The sequence below is a fragment of the Micromonospora sp. WMMD882 genome, assembly GCF_027497255.1.
Classification (GTDB): domain Bacteria; phylum Actinomycetota; class Actinomycetes; order Mycobacteriales; family Micromonosporaceae; genus Micromonospora.
The window spans coordinates 3363061-3381024 of sequence record NZ_CP114903.1; the positions used below are offsets into that span (position 1 = coordinate 3363061).

Annotated in this window: 14 protein-coding genes and 2 pseudogenes; 9 read left to right on the forward strand and 7 right to left on the reverse strand. The window is 74.0% G+C overall.

All coding sequences use genetic code 11. The features are described 5' to 3' along the window. Positions 1 to 81: 81 nt before the first annotated feature. Positions 82 to 1044 carry a 2-phospho-L-lactate transferase gene (cofD, locus tag O7606_RS13860; protein WP_281594440.1) on the forward strand — a complete coding sequence of 321 codons (963 nt, stop codon included), beginning with the start codon at positions 82 to 84 and terminating at the stop codon, positions 1042 to 1044. 13 nt (positions 1045 to 1057) lie between these two features. Further along, on the forward strand, positions 1058 to 2245 hold the full coding sequence (locus O7606_RS13865) for a coenzyme F420-0:L-glutamate ligase (protein WP_281594441.1): 1188 nt from the start codon (positions 1058 to 1060) through the stop codon (positions 2243 to 2245). Positions 2246 to 2347: 102 nt separating this feature from the next. Here O7606_RS13865 and O7606_RS13870 read toward each other — a convergent pair whose 3' ends face one another. Beyond that, on the reverse strand, positions 2348 to 3340 hold the full coding sequence (locus O7606_RS13870; RefSeq protein WP_281594442.1) for a winged helix-turn-helix domain-containing protein: 993 nt from the start codon (positions 3338 to 3340) through the stop codon (positions 2348 to 2350). 326 nt (positions 3341 to 3666) lie between these two features. Beyond that, a pseudogene (locus O7606_RS13875) lies at positions 3667 to 4719 on the reverse strand (hypothetical protein); the annotation flags it as partial. A gap of 39 nt (positions 4720 to 4758) precedes the next feature. Here O7606_RS13875 and O7606_RS13880 point away from each other — a divergent pair. Beyond that, positions 4759 to 5343 carry an NUDIX domain-containing protein gene (locus O7606_RS13880; protein WP_281594443.1) on the forward strand — a complete coding sequence of 195 codons (585 nt, stop codon included), beginning with the start codon at positions 4759 to 4761 and terminating at the stop codon, positions 5341 to 5343. Here O7606_RS13880 and O7606_RS13885 read toward each other — a convergent pair. Then, entirely contained in the window at positions 5312 to 6403 is a 1092-nt protein-coding gene (locus O7606_RS13885; protein WP_281594444.1) for a sugar phosphate nucleotidyltransferase, read from the reverse strand. The genes O7606_RS13880 and O7606_RS13885 overlap by 32 nt on opposite strands. Before the next feature lie 186 nt (positions 6404 to 6589). After that, on the reverse strand, positions 6590 to 7735 hold the full coding sequence (locus tag O7606_RS13890) for a glycosyltransferase family 1 protein (protein WP_281594445.1): 1146 nt from the start codon (positions 7733 to 7735) through the stop codon (positions 6590 to 6592). 26 nt (positions 7736 to 7761) lie between these two features. Between O7606_RS13890 and O7606_RS13895 the strand changes: the two genes are divergently transcribed. Beyond that, on the forward strand, positions 7762 to 8682 hold the full coding sequence (locus O7606_RS13895) for a TIGR03089 family protein (RefSeq protein WP_348651105.1): 921 nt from the start codon (positions 7762 to 7764) through the stop codon (positions 8680 to 8682). Between the two features lie 217 nt (positions 8683 to 8899). Beyond that, a pseudogene (locus O7606_RS13900) lies at positions 8900 to 9070 on the forward strand (Scr1 family TA system antitoxin-like transcriptional regulator); the annotation flags it as partial. A gap of 118 nt (positions 9071 to 9188) precedes the next feature. Here the strand turns inward: O7606_RS13900 and O7606_RS13905 are convergent. Next, positions 9189 to 11225, reverse strand: a complete 2037-nt coding sequence (locus O7606_RS13905; RefSeq protein WP_281594447.1) for an acetoacetate--CoA ligase — start codon at positions 11223 to 11225, stop codon at positions 9189 to 9191. A 156-nt stretch (positions 11226 to 11381) separates the two neighbouring features. After that, a complete protein-coding gene (locus O7606_RS13910; RefSeq protein WP_281594448.1) occupies positions 11382 to 11900 on the reverse strand; it encodes an acyl-CoA thioesterase in 519 nt (172 codons plus the stop codon). Positions 11901 to 11923: 23 nt separating this feature from the next. On the opposite strand from O7606_RS13910, the gene O7606_RS13915 reads away from it, so the two are divergent. The 4 genes from O7606_RS13915 (at position 11924) to O7606_RS13930 (ending at position 16918) form a co-directional block, all read left to right on the forward strand. Next, entirely contained in the window at positions 11924 to 12577 is a 654-nt protein-coding gene (locus O7606_RS13915; protein ID WP_281594449.1) for a hypothetical protein, read from the forward strand. Between the two features lie 185 nt (positions 12578 to 12762). Beyond that, a complete protein-coding gene (locus tag O7606_RS13920) occupies positions 12763 to 13692 on the forward strand; it encodes a hypothetical protein (protein WP_281594450.1) in 930 nt (309 codons plus the stop codon). A gap of 5 nt (positions 13693 to 13697) precedes the next feature. Next, complete coding sequence (locus O7606_RS13925) at positions 13698 to 14630, forward strand: hypothetical protein (RefSeq protein ID WP_281594451.1); 933 nt, start codon at positions 13698 to 13700, stop codon at positions 14628 to 14630. A 5-nt stretch (positions 14631 to 14635) separates the two neighbouring features. Beyond that, the gene (locus tag O7606_RS13930) at positions 14636 to 16918 is read left to right on the forward strand and encodes a hypothetical protein (RefSeq protein WP_281594452.1); all 2283 of its coding nucleotides are present in this window, start codon (positions 14636 to 14638) and stop codon (positions 16916 to 16918) included. Between the two features lie 15 nt (positions 16919 to 16933). Here O7606_RS13930 and O7606_RS13935 read toward each other — a convergent pair whose 3' ends face one another. Continuing rightward, complete coding sequence (locus tag O7606_RS13935; RefSeq protein WP_281594453.1) at positions 16934 to 17962, reverse strand: hypothetical protein; 1029 nt, start codon at positions 17960 to 17962, stop codon at positions 16934 to 16936. Positions 17963 to 17964: the final 2 nt, after the last annotated feature.

Genomic DNA, 17964 nt, shown 5'->3' on the forward strand with positions numbered 1-17964 from the left:
GATGTCGGACAGGTGCGACGTGAGCCTAGTCTCCCCGGTCGATGGCGGAACGCCGACGCCGCGTACGCGAGGATGGTCGGCATGCGCATCGTGGTTCTGGCCGGCGGCATCGGGGGCGCCCGCTTCCTGCTCGGCGTCCGGGCGTACGCCCGTCGGGTGGGCGCCGAGGTGACCGCCGTGGTGAACGTCGGCGACGACCTCTACCTGCACGGTCTGAAGATCTGCCCGGATCTGGACAGCGTCATGTACACCCTGGGCGGCGGCGCCGACCCGGAACGCGGCTGGGGTCGGGCCGACGAGACCTGGACGGTCAAGGCGGAGCTCGCCGCGTACGGGGCGGAGCCGACCTGGTTCGGGCTGGGCGACCGGGACGTCGCCACCCACCTGGTCCGCACGAGCATGATCGAGGGCGGGTACCCGCTGTCGGCGGTCACCGGGGCGCTGGCCACCCGCTGGCAGCCGGGCGTACGGCTGCTGCCGGCGACCGACGACCGCCTGGAGACCCACGCGATCGTCAGCGGCGGCGGGCCGGCGGGCGCGGACGGCCAGCGTGCGATCCACTTCCAGGAGTGGTGGGTACGGCACCGGGCCGACATCCCCACCCACCGGTTCGTCTTCGTCGGCGCGGACGCGGCCAAGCCGGCCCCCGGCGTCGTCGAGGCGCTCGGCACGGCCGACCTGGTGCTGGTCGCGCCGAGCAACCCGGTGGTGAGCATCGCGCCGATCCTGGCCGTGCCGGGGCTGCGGGAGGCGGTGGCCGCCGGCCCGGGGCGGGTGGTGGGGGTGTCGCCGATCATCGGTGGCGCGCCGGTACGCGGGATGGCCGACCGGTGCCTGGCCGTGCTCGGGGTGGAGTGCAGCGCCGAGGGGGTGGGCCGGATGTACGGCGGGCGGCGCTCGGGCGGCCTGTTGGACGGCTGGCTGGTCGCCCCGGAGGACGGGACGGTCACCGTGCCGGCCGTGACGGTCCGGGCGACGCCGTTGTGGATGACCGACGAGACGGCGACGGCCGACATGGTCCGGGCCGCGGTGGAGCTGGTGTGAGGGTGGAGCTGGGATGAGGTTGGAGATCCTGCCGGTGCTCGGCATCGGCGACGTGACCGCCGGTGACGACCTGGCCGCGCTGATCGCGACCGCCGCGCCCTGGCTGCGCGACGGGGACGTGCTGGTGGTGACCAGCAAGATCGTGTCGAAGGCGGAGGGTCGGCTGGTCGACGTGCCGGCCGACGGGCCGGAACGGGTCGCCGCGCGGGACGCGGCGCTGACCGCCGAGACCGCCCGGGTGGTGGCGACCCGGGGGACGACCCGGATCGTGCAGACCCGGCACGGGTTCGTGCTGGCCTCGGCCGGCATCGACGCCTCGAACGTGGAGAAGACCCGGCTGGTGCTGCTGCCGGAGGACCCGGACGCCTCGGCCCGCCGGTTGCGCGCCGCGCTGCGGGACCGGTACGCCGTGGACGTCGCGGTGATCGTCAGCGACACCATGGGCCGGCCGTGGCGTAACGGCCTGACCGACGTCGCGCTCGGGGTGGCCGGGTTGCCGGCGATCCGGGACCACCGGGGGGAGATCGACCCGTACGGCAACGAGCTGCACGTCACCCAGATGGCCGTGGTGGACGAGCTGGCCGGCGCGGGCGAGCTGATCAAGGGCAAGTGCGACCAGGTGCCGGTGGCGGTGGTCCGGGGCTACCTGAGCGGGCCGGGCGCGGACGACGGCCCGGGGGCACGGGCGCTGGTCCGGGACGCGGCGCAGGATCTCTTCTCGCTGGGCACCGCCGAGGCGAGGGTCGCCGGGATGCTCGCCGCCGCCACCCTGCCCGACGATCCCGACGCCCTGCCGGAGAAAGTCACGGACGGGACGACCGCCCAACCGACGGACGGGCCGGTGTCCCCACCGACCGACGGGACGACGGGCGGGACGGCGGGCGGGTCGTTGACAGCCGACCCGGCGGCGGTCCGGCGGGCGCTGGACGTGGTGGCCGGCGTGGTCGCGGCCGGCACGGTGTTCACGCTGGTCACCGACGAGGAGAGCCGGGCGGTCATGGTGGCGGCCCTGCCGGGGTGGCCGGCGCGGGCGACCGGGCTGATCCTGGGTCAGCCGCCGGCGCCGGTGGGCCCGGCCGACCTGGTGCGGTTCGGGGCCGACCTGCACCGGTTGCGGACCGCGCTCGCCGCGCACGGGGTCGCGTCGACGCTGCTGCCGCCCCCGCCCGGGAGCACCGCCAGCGCCGCCCTCGCCATCTGATCCGGCGCCCGACGTTCCGCGACCCCGTCGACCGGCGAGGTCCGGGTGGCGGGCCGGCGGTCGACCGTCGAGGACAGCAGGGCCCGGACGGCGGACCGGCGGTCAGCCGTTGAGGACGGCGCGGCCCAGCGGGGTCAGCGTGTGCAGCACGTTGTTGCGGTCCCGGTGGCTGACCAGCAGGCCGGCGTTACGCAGCACGCTGGTGTGCTGGCTCACCGCCGCCGGCGAGATGGCCAGCCGGCGGGCCACCTCGCCGGTGGTCAGCCCGTCGTCGCTCGCCTCCAGCACCGCCGCCCTGGTCCGGCCGAGCAGCGCCGCCACGGCCCCCCGGTCACCGTCGGCGGGCGGCCGGCCGGTGGTCGGGACCAGCGCGCCGAGCCGGTCCACCGGGTAGACCAGCACCGGCGGCAGGGTCGGGTCGAACAGCGCCACCGGCGTCCGGGCGCAGAAGAAGGACGGCACCAGCAGCAGGCCGCGCCCGTCGAGGTGCAGCTCCCGGCTGGTGGGGTAACCGGGGATCGTCAGCACCCCGGACTCCCAGCGCATCACCGGACGCAGGCTCTCCAACAGGCCCTCCGCCCCGCCGTCGAGCATGGCCCGGGCCCGGCGGGCCCGGTCGGCCTCCACCGCGGTCTGGATCCGGTGCCAGTACGGGCCCAACGCCAGCGTCCGGTACCGCTGCAACGATTCGGTGAGGTGGGACAGCGCGGCCGGCTCCCCCCGGGCCAGCGCGGCGGCCGGCGCGGGCAGCTCCCGCCCGCCGGCCAAGGTGGTCAGGTCCCGCCGCAGCAGCGCCGGCGAGGTGCTGCGGATCGCGTCCAGGCCGGCTTCGACCCCGTCCACGCTCTGGTAGGGGGTGAGGAAGTCGGGGAAGTAGCCCCGGGGCGGGATCAGGGTGAGCAGCAGTCGCAGCGGGTCCCCCTCCGGTTCCCGCCGCAGCCGGCCGGCGGTGGCCCGCCGCCAGCCGCCGATCAGCGGGTCCGGCCCGCGTTCCTGCAACAGGTGCAGGCTGAGCACCAGCTCCCACAGTGGATCCGCCGACGGCGCCATCCTGGTCCGCAGGACGTCCTCGCGTGAGAAGTGGACAGTCAGCATGAGCGCTCCCGTGGCGGCGGCGGTGGGGATGCCCGGCAACCGTTTGCACTGTACCTGGCAGTTATCTCCACTTTTAAGGCTGAGCTGAAAAGCATCGACTGCCCCGGCCGACCTTCGGCATGCTGATCCGTGCGGCCGGGCGGCAGCACGAGGGTCTGCGGCCATGACACACATCCGCAGGGATGTCGCCCGGTCGCTCAACCAACCGGCCACCCCGGACCGACCGGCCCGGCCACCGCCGCTGTTGCCGCCACCCCTGTCGGCTCCGTCGCCGTCGGCTCCACAGGTGTCGCTTCCGCCGCTGTGGGCTCCGCCGCCTCTGCCTGCCAGAGCGCCACCCGGTGGTCCTCGTCGGTGACGTACCAGCACCCGTCGTCCGTCTCGACGACCCCCTCCACGTGGTGGAACGGAGCCAGGTCGCCGACCAGCACGGCCGGGAGCCGCCCGTACGCCCCGGCGGGCCGGCCGCCCGCCGCGGCCGGCATCCGGAACCGGACGTGCCGGGAGGTCACCCCGCCACCGTGCGGGTGGTCGTCGAGCAGCACCGAGCCCTTGCCGAGGGCGTCGATCGAGCCGACCACCGCCGCGTACCCGCCGTCGGGGGTCGGCGTGATCGCCCGGAAGCCGGTCAACGTGCCGGGCGGGGTCACCCCGGTGAGCGCGTACGCGCCGACGGCCCGCGGCCAGCCGCGCGGGTCGGCGAACATCCCGTCCAGACCGGCCACCTCGACCAGGATCGGCTCGCCGTCGGCGGTGACCGGGAAACGCAGCCCGAGCAGCGCCGACCCGGACGGGGTGAAGGCCACGCCCTCGACGTTGAGCGGCAGGTCACCCTCGGCCAGCCGGGTCACCCAGCGTTTGGCCCGCGCGTTGCCCCGGGCCAGGGTATCCACGATGAACCGGGCCCGGACCGTCTCCCCCGCCGCCAGGATGGCGAAGTCGGCGGCGGCGAGCGCGTCGTTGAGCACCCGGTGCAGCCGGAACGAGTTACGGACCACGTGCACCGGCAGCGGCCGGGCGGCTGCCGCGTCGTCCTCCCGGAACCGGGCCACGAACGCCCGGCGAGGCCGCAGCGGGCCGCCCTTGGAGCCGAAGTGCGAGCCGAGGACGTACACCCAGCCGTCGTGGTGGGCGAGCGCCTCACCGTCCTCGGTACGGCCGTTCTCCGCTCCCGCGTCCGCGGCGACGTGCACGGCGGTCCATCCGCCGTCGTCCCGTTCCAGCAGCAGGGCCAGGCACTGCTCGACCGGCCCCTCGTCGAGGACGGTCCAGAAGCCCCGGCGGGCGTGGTGGCGGCGCAGCAGCGCAGCCGAGCGGACGGGCAGCAGGTCGCTCGCCTCGTTGCCGGCGACGACGAATTCCAGCAGGCGCAGGGTCACCGGGCCAGGGTATGCAGCCGGTGCTCGTAGAGTGTCCGGATGCCCGAGACCCCCACCAGCCTGACGGCGCTGCACGCCGACGCGATCGACGTCCTGACCCGCTGGCAGCCGACGAGCCCGGCCGCCGCGCACGCCCGCGACCGTACGTTGACGCTGCTCGCCGACGGGCCGGTGGCGATGACCCGGGCCCACCGGCCGGGCCACGTCACCGCGAGCGTGCTGGTCGTCGACGCCACCGGCGAGCGGCTGCTGCTCTGCCTGCACGGGAAGTTCCACAAGTGGGCGCAGCTCGGCGGGCACTGCGAGCCGACCGACCGGACGCTCGCCGACGCCGCCCTGCGGGAGGCGACCGAGGAGTCCGGCATCACCGGGCTGCGGATCGACCCCGTCCCGATCGACCTGGACGTCCACGCCGTGCCCTGTCAGGGCGGCTCGTTCCACCACGACGTACGGTTCGCGGTCCTCGCCCCGGCCGGCGCGGTGGAGCGGGTCAGCGACGAGTCCGAGGCGCTGGGCTGGTTCCCGCCGGACGGCCTGCCCACCCCGCGGCTGGGCGGGGTGGACCAGCTCGTCGCGCCGGGGCTGGCGGCGGTCAGACGTAGCCTTCCTCGCCTCGCTCCTTGAGCTCGTCGACGAGTTTCTTGACGTCCTGGGCGCGGTCACGTGGGCAGACCAGCACCGCGTCGTGGGTGTCCACCACGATCAGGTCCCGCACGCCCAGCGTGGCGACCAGCCGGCCGGACTGGGCGACCACCACCAGGTCGGCGCTGTCGCGCAGCAGCACCCCGGGCTTGCCGTCGCCGCCGAGCACCACGTTGCCGTGCTCGTCGGCGGGGAGCACGTCGCCGAGGGTGTGGAAGTCACCGACGTCGTTCCAGCCGAAGTCACCGGGTACGGTGGCGACCCGGCCGGCGGTGGCCGCGCCCTCCATCACCGCGTAGTCCACAGAGATCTTCGGCAGGGTCGGCCAGACCGCGCCGAGCACGTCGTCCTGTTCCGGGGTGCCCCAGGCGGCGGCGATGGCGGTGATGCCGGCGTGCAGCGCCGGCTGCTGCCGGGCCAGCTCGGCGAGGAACACGTCGACCCGCCAGACGAACATGCTGGCGTTCCAGAGGTGCCGGCCGGAGCGCAGGTACGCCTCGGCCACCGTGGCCTCGGGCTTCTCCTTGAACTCGGCGACCGGGCGCAGCGGCCCGCCGTCGACCGGGTCGCCGGTCTCCAGGTAGCCGTAGCCGGTCTCCGGGTGGGTGGGGGTGATGCCGACGGTCATCAGCAGGCCGCGCTCCGCGCCCCGGACGGCCTCCCGGACCGTCTCCGCCCAGCGGTCCGGCGCGCCGATCAGGTGGTCGGCCGCGAACGAGCCCATCACCGCGTCCGGTTCGCGTTCCGCGATGACCGCGGCGGCCAGCGCGATCGCCGCGCACGAGTCCCGGGGGGACGGCTCCACCAGGATGTTCTCCTCCGGCAGCCCGGCGAGTTGCCGGGCCACCGCCGCGACGTGCGCCGCCCCGGTGACCACGAGGGTCCGCTCGGGGGTGGTCAGCGGCGCGAGCCGGTCCACCGTGGCCTGGAGCAGCGACCGGGTGGAGCCGGTGAGCGGGTGGAGGAACTTGGGATGCCCGGCCCGGGACAACGGCCACAACCTCGTGCCGCTGCCACCTGCCGGGATGACGGCGTAGAGCATGGGGCACATCATGCCCGAAGCGCGCGGTACGCACGCTTTGCCGCACCGGGACGGCCTGGCCGGGCAGCTTCCCGCCGGCCCCTGCCGACGGGCGGCGGCTTGACCGGACAGCTTCCCGCCGGCTTCATTACGGCCGGCGGCGGCCCGATCGGACGGCAGCCTGCCGGCGGGCGGCGGGCTGGCCGGTCAGGCGCGGGCCCGGCTCCACGCCGCGATGTGCACCTCGGCGCTGGACTCCCAGGTGAACTCCTTGGCCCGGTCGAAACCGGCCTTCGCCAGCGTCAGCCGGCGGGTCTCGTCGTCGAGCAGAGCCGTCAGATCGGTGGCGATCTGGTCCGGGTCCTCGCTGGTGTAGGCGACCGCGTCGCCGCCCACCTCGGGCAGCGACAGGCGGGGCGTGGTCAGCACCGGGGCGGCGCAGGCCATCGCCTCCAGGATCGGCAGACCGAACCCCTCGCCGTACGACGGGTAGGCGGCGACCAGCGCGCCACCGAGGAAGCCGGGCAGGTCGGCGTAGCGCAGGTAACCCGGGCGCAGCAGGCGCAGGTGCGACGGCACCTCGGCCACCGCTCGGTCGATGTCGTCGTCGTGCCCCTGACCACCGGCCACCACCAGGGCCGGCGGGTCGGGCCGCTCGGCGACCGCCCGCGCCCAGCCCCGGATCAGGTTCGGCACGTTCTTGCGCGGCTCCTTCGCCCCGAGGAAGGCCACGTAGCTGGTGTCGCCCAGCCCGAGCCGGGCGCGGACCCGGGCTTTCTCCTCGTCGCCCGGGGCGTGGAAGGCGGCCTGGTCGACCCCGTGGTAGGCGACGTCTATCCGGGTCGGGTCGGCGTCGAGCAGGCGGATCAGCTCGTCCCGGGTGGCCTTGCTCGGCACGATCACCCGGCCGGCCCGGCGCAGCGAGGTCTTGATCGCGCTACGGAAGAAGGTGCGGCGGGACTTGTCGTAGTGCTCGGGCTCGGTGAAGAACGTCGCGTCGTGCACGGTGACCGTCACCGGACAACCCGCGCGCAGCGGGCAGGTGTAGAAAGGCGAGTGCAGCACCTGCGCGCCGACCTGCTGGGCGAGCAGCGGCAGGCCGGTCTGCTCCCAGGCCAGCCGGGCCGGCCGGTGCGCCACCGCCGCCGGAGCCGGGACGACCTCGGCGCCGGGCAGCATCCGGGCGTACCGCTCCTGGTCGGTGCGCAGGCTCACCACGGCCAGGTCGACGCCGGTGCCGGTGACCTTGCCGAGCGCGCCGAGCAGGCCATCGACGTATCTACCGACGCCGCCACGGTCGGCGGGGACGCTGGTGGCGTCGATGAGCACGCGGGGCGGGCGACCGGCGGTCACGGGGCAACTCCTCAGTACTGGCGAATGTGGGGTACGACACTCGGTGCAAGCCTACGCCGAGTGCCACCCGCTGCGGTGACTGCGACCCGACGGTACGCCGTCTTCGAGTCGTCATCGAGCACGATGGGCGAAGGCGTATCGTCCACCCGGTGGCCGACGACATTGCCCGGGTCTTCGCCGACGCCATCGCGTCCGACCCGACCCGCCCCCTGCTGACCTGGTACGACGACGCCACCGGCGAGCGCACCGAGCTGTCCGGGGCGACCCTGGCGAACTGGGTGGCCAAGACCGGCAACCTGCTCGTCGACGACGTCGCGGCCGGCCCGGGAAGCGTCGCCGGCGTGTTGCTCCCGCCGCACTGGCAGACCGCCGCCGTGCTGCTCGGCTGCTGGTCGGCCGGGCTGACCGTGGCCGGCACGCCCGGGCCGGCGGGCGCGATGGCCGGCACGCCCGGGCCGGCGGGCGCGATGGCCGGCACGCCCGGGCCGGCGGGCGCGATGGCCGGCACGCCCCGGCCGGCGGGCGCGGTGGCCGGCGCCCCGGGCCCGGTGGACGTGCTCTTCGCCGCCGCCGACCGGGTCGGCGAGGCGGACGCCTGGTCGGCCGGGGAACGCTACGCGCTGGCGCTCGCCCCGTTCGCCGCCCCGCTGCGTGAGCTGCCCGCCGGCTGGGCGGACTACGTGATCGAGGTGCGCGGGCACGGTGACCACTTCACCCCGTACCCGGGTGGCAGGGAGCTGGTGGGGGTCGCGGCGGAACGCGCGGCGACGCTCGGCCTGACCGGCGGCGACCGCGTGCTTGTCGACGCGGCCCGCCATCCGGACCCGGTGGACTGGCTGCTCGCCCCGCTGACCGTGGGCGCGAGCGTCGTCCTCTGCGGCAACCTGGACCCGACCCGCGTCGAGTCCCGCCGCTCCGCCGAAAAGATCACCCGCCCCCTGACCTGACCCACCACCCAGGCCGGGCGCGGCCGGGCTGGGCTGGGCGCGCGGGCTGGGCGCGCCATTTCCTGGAAATAGGGCCATCGCAGGCAGCGGACACCCCCATTTCCGTGATACGTAGGGCGGGCGGCGGTCGGAAAGCGCGGTCACCGTCACCAGCCGCGAGAAGGTACCGCCGGCCGCCCACTGGGACCGGGTCGCCCGCCGAGGCTGGGCGCGTCCGATGGTCAGCGAAGCAGTGCTACGGAGAGTGGTAGGCAGCCCGGCGATCATGGCCGAGCAGGTTCGCGAGATGATCAAGGCCGCACAGTTGCCGAACGTGACCCTCAGAGTCGTTCCCTTCTCCGCCGGCCTGCATGCCGGCGCCGTGTCCGGAGCGTTCTCGATCTTGGACTTGCCCGGTGCGCGTTGACCGGGGCCGCATCGAGGTTGCTTGCTGGGCGACCTTCGTGCAGGGGATCAAGAGCGGCGAGCTCCGCCCCTGACCCGTTTCGTCGCGTTACCGCGGGGGCTCAGCCGACGGAGGTGTCCTCGTCCCGGGCGCGGCGTTGGGCGAAGGCGGTGAAGGCGGTCAGCGACTCCGGGTTGGCCAGCGCGCCGGTTGCCGCCGCCCGGTCCACCGGGACGCCGGTGAGGATCTTCTTCACCGGCACCTCCAGCTTCTTGGCCGAGAGGGTACGCGGGACCGCCCGCACCTGGTGGATCTCGTCGGGCACGTGCCGGGGCGACAGGGCGGTCCGCAGCTCCCGGGCGACCTTCTTCCGCAGCTCGTCGTCGAGCGTCAGGCCCTCGGCGAGCACCACGAACAGCAGCAGCTCCCCCGCGCCGCCCTCGTCGTCCTCCAGGTGCACCACCACCGAGTCGACGACCTCGTCCAGCGACTCGACCACCGAGTAGAACTCGGCGGTGCCCAGTCGTACGCCGCCCCGGTTCAGGGTGGCGTCGGAACGGCCGGTGATCACGCAGCCGCCGCGCTCGTTGATGGTGATCCAGTCGCCGTGCCGCCACACGCCCGGGTAGACGTCGAAGTACGCCTCCCGGTAGCGCGCGCCGTCCGGGTCGTTCCAGAAGCCCACCGGCATGCTCGGCATCGGCGCGGTGATCACCAGCTCGCCCAGCTCGCCGACGACCGGCGTGCCGTCCGCCGAGCGGGCCTCGACCTTCGCGCCCAACGCGCGGCAGGCGATCTCCCCGGCGTGCACCGGCAGGGTCGGCACCCCGCCGACGAAGCCGGTGCAGACGTCCGTGCCGCCGGAGAGCGACTGGAGCTGGAGGCGGTCGCCGACGTTCGCGTACACCCAGGCGAAGCCCTCGGCCGGCAGCGGCGCGCCGGTCGAGCCGACCCCGCGCAGCGCGGACAGGTCGGCGACGTCCTTCGGGACCAACCCGGCCTTACGGCAGGCCAGCAGGTACGGCGCGGAGGCGCCGAAGTACGTGGTGCCGCTGGCCTCGGCCAGTCGCCACAGCTCGCCCAGGTCGGGGTGGCCCGGGTTGCCGTCGAACAGCACGATCGCCGCGCCGACCGCCGGCCCGGAGACCAGGAAGTTCCACATCATCCAGCCGGTGGTGGTGAACCAGAAGAACCGGTCCCCCGGCCCGAGGTCGTGGTGCAGGGCCAGCATCTTGAGGTGCTCCAGCAGGATGCCGCCGTGGCCGTGCACGATCGGTTTGGGCAGCCCGGTGGTGCCGGAGGAGTAGAGCACGTAGAGCGGATGGTCGAACGGCACCGGGGTGAAGGTCAGCGGCTCGTCGGTGGCGGCGGCCAGCTCGGCCCAGCCGATCGCGCCGTCGGCGGCCGGGCCCGGAGCGACGCCGGACGGCGCGGCCACCGGACCGGGGGCGTCAGGGCTGGCCGGGTCGAGGTACGGGATGGTCACGGTGTGCCGCAGCGACGGCAGGGCGGCCCGGATCGCGGCCACCTCGGCACGCCGGTCCACCGGCTTGTCGCCGTACCGGTAGCCGTCCACCGCGACCAGCACGGTCGGCTCGATCTGCTGCCAGCGGTCGGTGACGCTGCGGGTGCCGAACTCGGGCGCGCAGGAGGAGAAGACCGCGCCGAGGCTGGTGGTCGCGAGCATCAGCACGTACGTCTCGGGGATGTTCGGGGCGTACCCGGCGACCCGGTCACCGGCGGTGACGCCGAGCCGGCGCAGTCCGGCGGCCACCCGACGGACCTGCTCGCGCAGTTGCGCGGCGGTCAGCGTCTGCGGCGCGCGGGTCTGCCCGTACGCGAGCACCACCGGGTCGTCGTCGGCGAGGCCGGGCATCCGCAGCACGTGCTCGGCGTAGTTGAGGGTGGCCCCGGGGAACCAGCGGGCCCCCGGCATGGTGGCGTCGGCCAGCACCCCGGTGGGCGGGGTGTGGGCGATCACGTCGAAGTGTTCCCAGACGGAGCCCCAGAAGGCGGGCAGGTCGGTCACCGACCACTGCCACAGCCCGGCGTAGTTGCGGAACTCCAGCCCCCGACGCGGGCGCAGCCAGCGCAGGTAGTCGCCGATGCGGGACCGCTGGAGCACGTCGGCCGGCGGCGTCCAGAGCACGTCACCCACGGTTCCACTCCTCCCCTGCGGCCCGGCACGACGTTGTGCGTGGGCCGTGTCGACATCTTGCCCTACCTCGACCCGTCATTCTGCGCACCCGTCACCCCGGACCGACGTGTGCCCGACCCACACAAACCGCCGCCCCGAGTGTGGTGGGTCCGCCGTCTACGCTTCGCGGTGGGCCTGGATGGCCCGGCGGCGGGCCAGGCGGTGGGCCCGGCGGATCTCGGCCTCCCGGTATCGGCGCTTGTCCTCCGGGGTCTCCGGCAGCACCGGGCGGACCGGGCGCGGGCCGCCGTCCGCGTCGACCCCGACGAAGACCAGGTACGCGGTGGCCACCGGCACCGGCTCGGTCTCGGCCGAGTCCCACCGCTCGGCGACCACCCGGACGCCGACCTCCATGGAGCTGTGCCCGGTCCAGTTGACCTGGGCGTGCGCGTGCACCAGGTCACCCACCCGGACCGGCTCGGCGAAGACGATCTCGTCGATCGCGGCGGTGACCGCGGTGCCGCCGCTGTGCCGGGCCGCCGCCGCGCCCGCCACGTCGTCGACGAACTTCATCAGCACCCCGCCGTGCACGGTCCCGTACAGGTTGACGTCGACGGCGGTCATGATCCGGCTGAGGGTGACCCGGGAGTAGGAGGTCGGCTTGCCGGCCGGTGTGGCGCAGGGGTGCTCGGTCATGCCGGAAACGGTACGGTGCGCGGATGCGACATCTCTGGAGCTTCCTCGCCGGGCTGGTGGTGGCACCGGTCACCTGGGTGCTGGTCGCCCTCGGTCAGGACGGATCGGGCCGCACGATCGACCGTTGGGTGGAGTTGGGCACGTTCAACACGGCGAACCTGATCGAGCCGGCGGTCTACCTCGGGGTCGCCGGCCTGCTGCTCGGCCTGGTCGGCATGCTGCGCGTCTCGCCGCTCGGTCCGCTGGTCGCCGGGCTGCTGCTGGTCGCCCCGTACGTGGGGATGTTCGTCGCCCCGTTCGAGGTGCGGGATCTGGTGCCGGACGGCTGGCAGGTCTTCGGCGACCCGCTGCCGCTGCTGCTGCCGGTGCGCAACGGCACGTTGTTCCTGATCGGTGTGGCCCTGCTGGTGGCCGTGTTCAGCGGGCAGCGCTGGCGACGCTGGCCCCGTCCGCTCGCCCCGAGCCCGGAGCCGCCGCCGTCGGCGGCGAACGAGGAGCCCACGTACGCGTTGACTGATTTCTCCTCGCGGGGCCCGGACGACCGGGACAGTCCCCCGCTGAGCCTCGGTTACCCGGACGAGACGCCCACCGAGCCGCTGCCCCGGCGCACCGCCGGTGAGTCGCCCTGGTCGCAGCCGCCCCGGGCGAGCGCCCCGCGGGACGGCACGCCCGGCTGACCTCCGTCCCGGCCCGACCACCGGAGCTGACCGCCGCGCCGCCGGAGCCGACCGCCGCGCCGCCGGAGCCGACCTTCGTGCCGGTGGGTCACCGGATCGGCACGGCCGACACCGCCGTCCGGTCGTATCCACTACCGGACGGAAGGGTTTCGGTACGTGGGTTTTCTTCACTACAGTCAGCGTCTATGCGGGTGCCATCCGTCACGGTGCGACGCGGCGTCGTCACGGCGGCCGTCCTCGTGCTGGTCGGGCTGGTCGTCGTGGTCGTGGTCGCGCTGCGGCGCGGCGGGGACGTCAACGACGCCGCCACCGTCTGGTGCCTCGCCGACACGCGGCGCCCCGAGCTGGTGGCCGCCGCCCGCGACCTCACCGTGGTGACTCCGGCGTCCACCGTCGACAAGGTCGGCTGGCCCGGCGGCAGCGGCGACCTCGCGGGGTGGCGGGCCGCCCGGGGGGCCGACTTCGCCCGGACCTGCCGGGCGCTGATCGGGGCGCAGCAGCAGGGCAAGGCGGGCGGCGACCAGTCGCCCTGGTCCACGTTCGCGCCGTCGCTCGCGCTCGCGGTGGCCAGCGCCGTGCTCGCCGCCTGGTTCAGTCGCCGGTTGGCCACGGCGGGGGTCCGCCGCACCGAGGCGGACGGGCTGCGCACGGCGGTCCGGGCGTACCGGGTCGCCGCCGAACGGCTGCTGCGTGATCTGGAGCAGCCCCGGCCGGGGATCGCCCCGACCGACGGCGAGGCGCAGGACCGCCGGTTGGAGCTGGCCACCCGGCTGAACGGGGTGGCGGCGGGGCGTCGCCGCTGGGCGCTGCCCCGCCGGCTCAGCGAGCGTCTCGACGAGGATCCGTTCGGCACGCCGCTGGCCACGGTGTGGGGCGCGCTGTCACCGGCCGGGCGTCCGGCGTGGATCGCGCGGACCCGGGTGGCGCTGGGTCGACTGGAGGCGGAGGTGGAAGAGGTGGCGCGGATGGTCCAGGAGCCGGGGCTGTTCCGGGGGTGGGCGACCGACGGCCCCGGGGGCGGCGTCGGCGGTGGACGCCGGCAGCCGGTCGAGCCCGGCGGGTCCGGGCCGACAGAGGGCGGCCCGGTGGGAGGCGGCCCGGTGGGAGCCCGATGACGACCGTGACCAGACCTGTCCAGGAACCGGCGGAGGCGGTGCCGGCGAACCCGTTCAAGGTGCCGGGGCTGATGCGGGACGACGACCCGCTCAACCCGGTCAAGCACGGCCGGCACGAGTCCTTCTACGTGCCGGTGGACAACAGCGAGGCCGCCTTCGAGCAGTGCGTGCGGGCGTTCCAGGATCCGTCCCACCTGGACGACATGGGTCGGCTGGTGCTGGTCGCCGGGCACCGGGGTTGCGGAAAGTCGGCGCTGGTCAACAGGTGTGCTCACTGGCTACGGGGGCAGTTGGCGAAGGCCGGCCTGCACGGCGAGGTGATCGACGCCACGAAGGAGCGGCGCGAGCCCGAGCCGATGGCCGATCGGCGGGCCCGGGTCTGCGCGGCGCTGATGGAGCACCTCTACGCCAACCAGTTGCTCGTCTCCGACGGGGCCTACCAGGCCCGGACGGATCCGGACGCCGCGTACCGGACGCTGGCGAGCTGCCTGACGCCGAACCTGGTGCCGATCGTGCTTCTTCCACCGGCGACGGACGTCCCCGACGAGCTGGTCACCTACGCCGCCGACGCCCGCAAGAAGATCATCTTTCTGGCCGAGACCTCGTACGAGGTGCCGCAGCGCCAGATCGACCGGGCCGGGCCGGCTCCGGCGGTGCACCTGGCGGTGGGCCCCCTCGGCGAGCGGGACGCGGGCCGGTTCGCCGAAGCCCGCCTCCAGGACGTGCCCGCGGGGCTGCTGCCCCGGGTGGCCGCCACGACGCTCGACGAGTACACCCGCAGTCGTGGACGTATATCGATCGGCGAGGTGCAACGGTTACTCTACGGATTGTACGAAAAGCTCCGCGTACAGCCTGAGCGGCCGGACGAGGTGACCCTGCACCACATCAGTCTCTACATCCTGAGTATCCTCCCGCCCTCGACCCTGCTGGAGAGTTGACCGTGATGGACGCATTCGGCCGCTCCGATCTCCGCGGCGAGGTGAACCCGTACCCGTCGAGCGCGGTCGCCCAGATCGCGGACGCCGGGTCGACCTCGTTCACCATCCCCACGGTCGCCGTCCGGCGGGCCAACAACACCATGGACGCCTACCTCGCCGCCGTCCGGGCCGACCCGCGGCGGGCCTCCGGCCAGGTGCTCGCCATCGTCGGCGAGTACGGCACCGGCAAGACCCACCTCGCCGCCCACCTGATCCGGCACGCCGGCACGACGCTCGACGGCGCGCTCCAGTCGGTGCACCTCAACGCCCCGCCGGACACCTTCGTCTCGCTCTACCTGGCCTTCGCGGAGAAGCTCGACCAGCGCCGGGAGATCGTCCACGAGCAGGTCCGCAGCCTCTACGCGGAGATCGTCGCCGAGGATCTGCGCAGCTCGGCGGCGACCGCGCCGCTCGCCGACTCGCTGCGGGCCGGGGCGCTCGACCCGGTCGCGCTGGTGGAGGGCTTCGGGCTGATGGAGACGGAGTTCCTCCGCCGCCTCCAGGAGCACCTGCGGGAGATCACCGACAACGTCGGGTTCAGTCGGGCGCTCACCCTGCTGCTGCGGGGCGGTTTCGAGGCCGCGGTGTGGGAGTGGTTCAGCGGCCGTCCCCCGTCCGAGGTGCTCCGGGAACGCGGCATCACCTGGTCGATCACCGGCAGCGAGACCACCGCCCTACAGGCCATGGGCGTCTTCGCCCTGTTGATCGGGCACGGCGCGCACCCGTTCGTGATGGTGATCGACGAGTTGGACCAGTTGCTCACCGCCGCCGGCCGGCCCGACGAGGCGATCGACGCCTTCAAGGAGATGCTCCGGGTCTTCGCCGCCTCGAACACCTTCCTGATCCTCGCCGGCCTGCCCGACCTGCTGACCTCGATGCGCAAGGACGTCCGCGACCGGATCTCCGAGCAGATCACGATGACCGGACTGACCAGCGCCGAGGTGCAGGACTACATCGTCGCCCGGCAACGCGGCCACCTGGAGCCGTTCACCGAGCAGACCGTGGCGCACCTGGTCGACCTGACCAACGGGGTGCCCCGGGCGGTGATCTCGTTGTGCCACCGGCTCTGGCGGCACGCCCGCGACCACCACACGGTGGTGACCACCGACCTGGTCCGGCGGATGGCGCGGGAGTACTACAACGACAACACCGGCATCCAGAACGTACGCGCCGAGATCCGCCAGGTGCTGGTCGACGCCGGGTACGACACGTACATCCCGGAGCACTTCCTCGACGCCGGGTCCGACAGCCGGGTGGACTACTGGGTGCCGGTCGGCCCGGAGGACGCCGGCTGCGCCGTCATCCTGGCCGAGCCGCTGCTGGACGAGACCGACATCGCCGCGGTGGAGCGGCGCGCCCAGTCGATCCGCGCCCACCGTGACTGCGAGCTGCTGCTCGTCGTGTTGGAGCCGCCACCGGCCCGGTTCCGGCAACGGCTCCGGGAGGCCGTGGGCCGCGAGCCGATCACCTACCACCGGCGGGCCTTCCTGGACCAGTTCGCGCTGGAGTTCAAGGCGGTGGCGACCCGGCTGGCGGACCGTTACCCCCTGGAGGGGTCGGTCGCCCTGGTCACCCCGCACCTGATGCGGCTGGCCCGGCGGCAGACGACCACCCAGCAAATGCTGACCATGCTCGTCGAATCGGTGGACGAGCTGCGTGGCCGCAGCGACCAGCGGCTCGCCGCGATACACCGGGAGCTGCACGAGATCCAGCGCGAGGTCTCCACCTCCGTCGGGGAGCAGCAGGGCGGGCACCTGGCGGTGGTGGCCGCGCTGCCCCAGGCGGTGATCGACCTCTTCGACGCCGCCTTCACCCAGGTCGACCTCCTGACACCGACAGGTGAGCTGCTGCGTCAGGCGTTCCAGGAGGACGACGCCGGGCGGCACGCCCAACAGTCGGTGCGCGCCCGGATTCCCAGCGCCGAGATCCATCAGGCCATCGGGGTCACCACGTTGCTGGTCTCGCTCATCGAGGCGTACGGCTACACCCTCGCCGAGTGGTACCGGAGCGTCACCCAGGTGCCGACCGCCCGCCTCACGGTCCGTCACCGGGAGCGCCTGGAGACGGTCTGCAACGTCTTCGACGCGGTCTTCGACTACCTTCCCCTCTACCAGCTCCGCCGGCTGCGGGAGCTGGTCGGCGCCACCGGTCCGGGCCGGCAGCAGCGGGAGGCGGAGGACCTGCTCCGGGACTTCACCAACCGGGTACGTCACGAGTTGCTGACCGCGCTCGCCCCGCTGCAGACCTGAGCGGGGCGAGCACCGTCAGCCGCCGAGCTGACGGGCGAGCAGGGCGGCCTTGTCGTCCGCCGCCCACATCCGCTGCTGGTCGACGGTGACCCCGAGCAGGTAGCGGTCCCGCCCGACGGGATAGCAGTACAGCGCGCCCTGTTCGACGTCGAGCACCAGCCGGCGCACCCGGGAGCCGAGCGCCAGGTGCGCGGCCCGGACCAGGATCCGCACGTACGAGTCGATCCGCTGCCCCAGCCACGCGTAGAAGTGCCGCCGCCGCTCCGGGGTGATGCCGTCGAAGAGCCGGGCCAGTCGGGGGTCGTCGAGGATGTCGGCGGTCGCCTCGACGCGGCCGGCGTGGCAGACCGCCGCGTAGTGCAGGTCGTCGACGTCGAGGTACCGCCGGCAGACGGCCGCGGTGGTGGCGGCCCGGGTGCCCGGGACGGCGGCCTGGAACCCCACCTCGGCGGCGGCCACGGCGTCGGGCGGGGGCGGGGTGGGGCGGCTGTCCCGCAGACCGGCCCGCAGGTCCGGGCCGCTCGGGCCGAGCCAGCCGCCGTAGTCGGCGGGCCCCTGGTTGACCGTCTCACGCAGCCGGTTCGCGAGCCGGGACAGCTCCGCGTCGATGGTGTGCACGGCCGGGTCGCGGCTGGCGCGGGTCCCGGCGTCACCTCCCGTGCCACCGAATGCCACCAGGAACTGCTCCCGCAGGACGGAGAGGGCGAAGAGGCCACCCCGCTCGGTGTGCAGCAGCATCCGAATGAGGTCTCCGGTGCGGGCCGCGCGCAGGTACCGGTCGAGGTCGGTCATCACGTGCACGGCGTCCCGGCCGATGATCTGCCGTTCCTCGGCGGTGAGCCCGGGTGGGTCGTCACCGTTAGTCACGTCCAGCGCGAAGTCGCAGGCGCCGGTGCTGTACCAGGACAGATGGGTGATGCTGGACACCCGGTCGACGAGCGCCTCGCCCAGGGCGAGCGCCTCCAGTCGATGGTCCTCGAACCGCCCGCCCAGCATCCGGTCGACCCGTCGGCTCCCCTCGTCGGCCGGCGTTTGCGCAAACATGT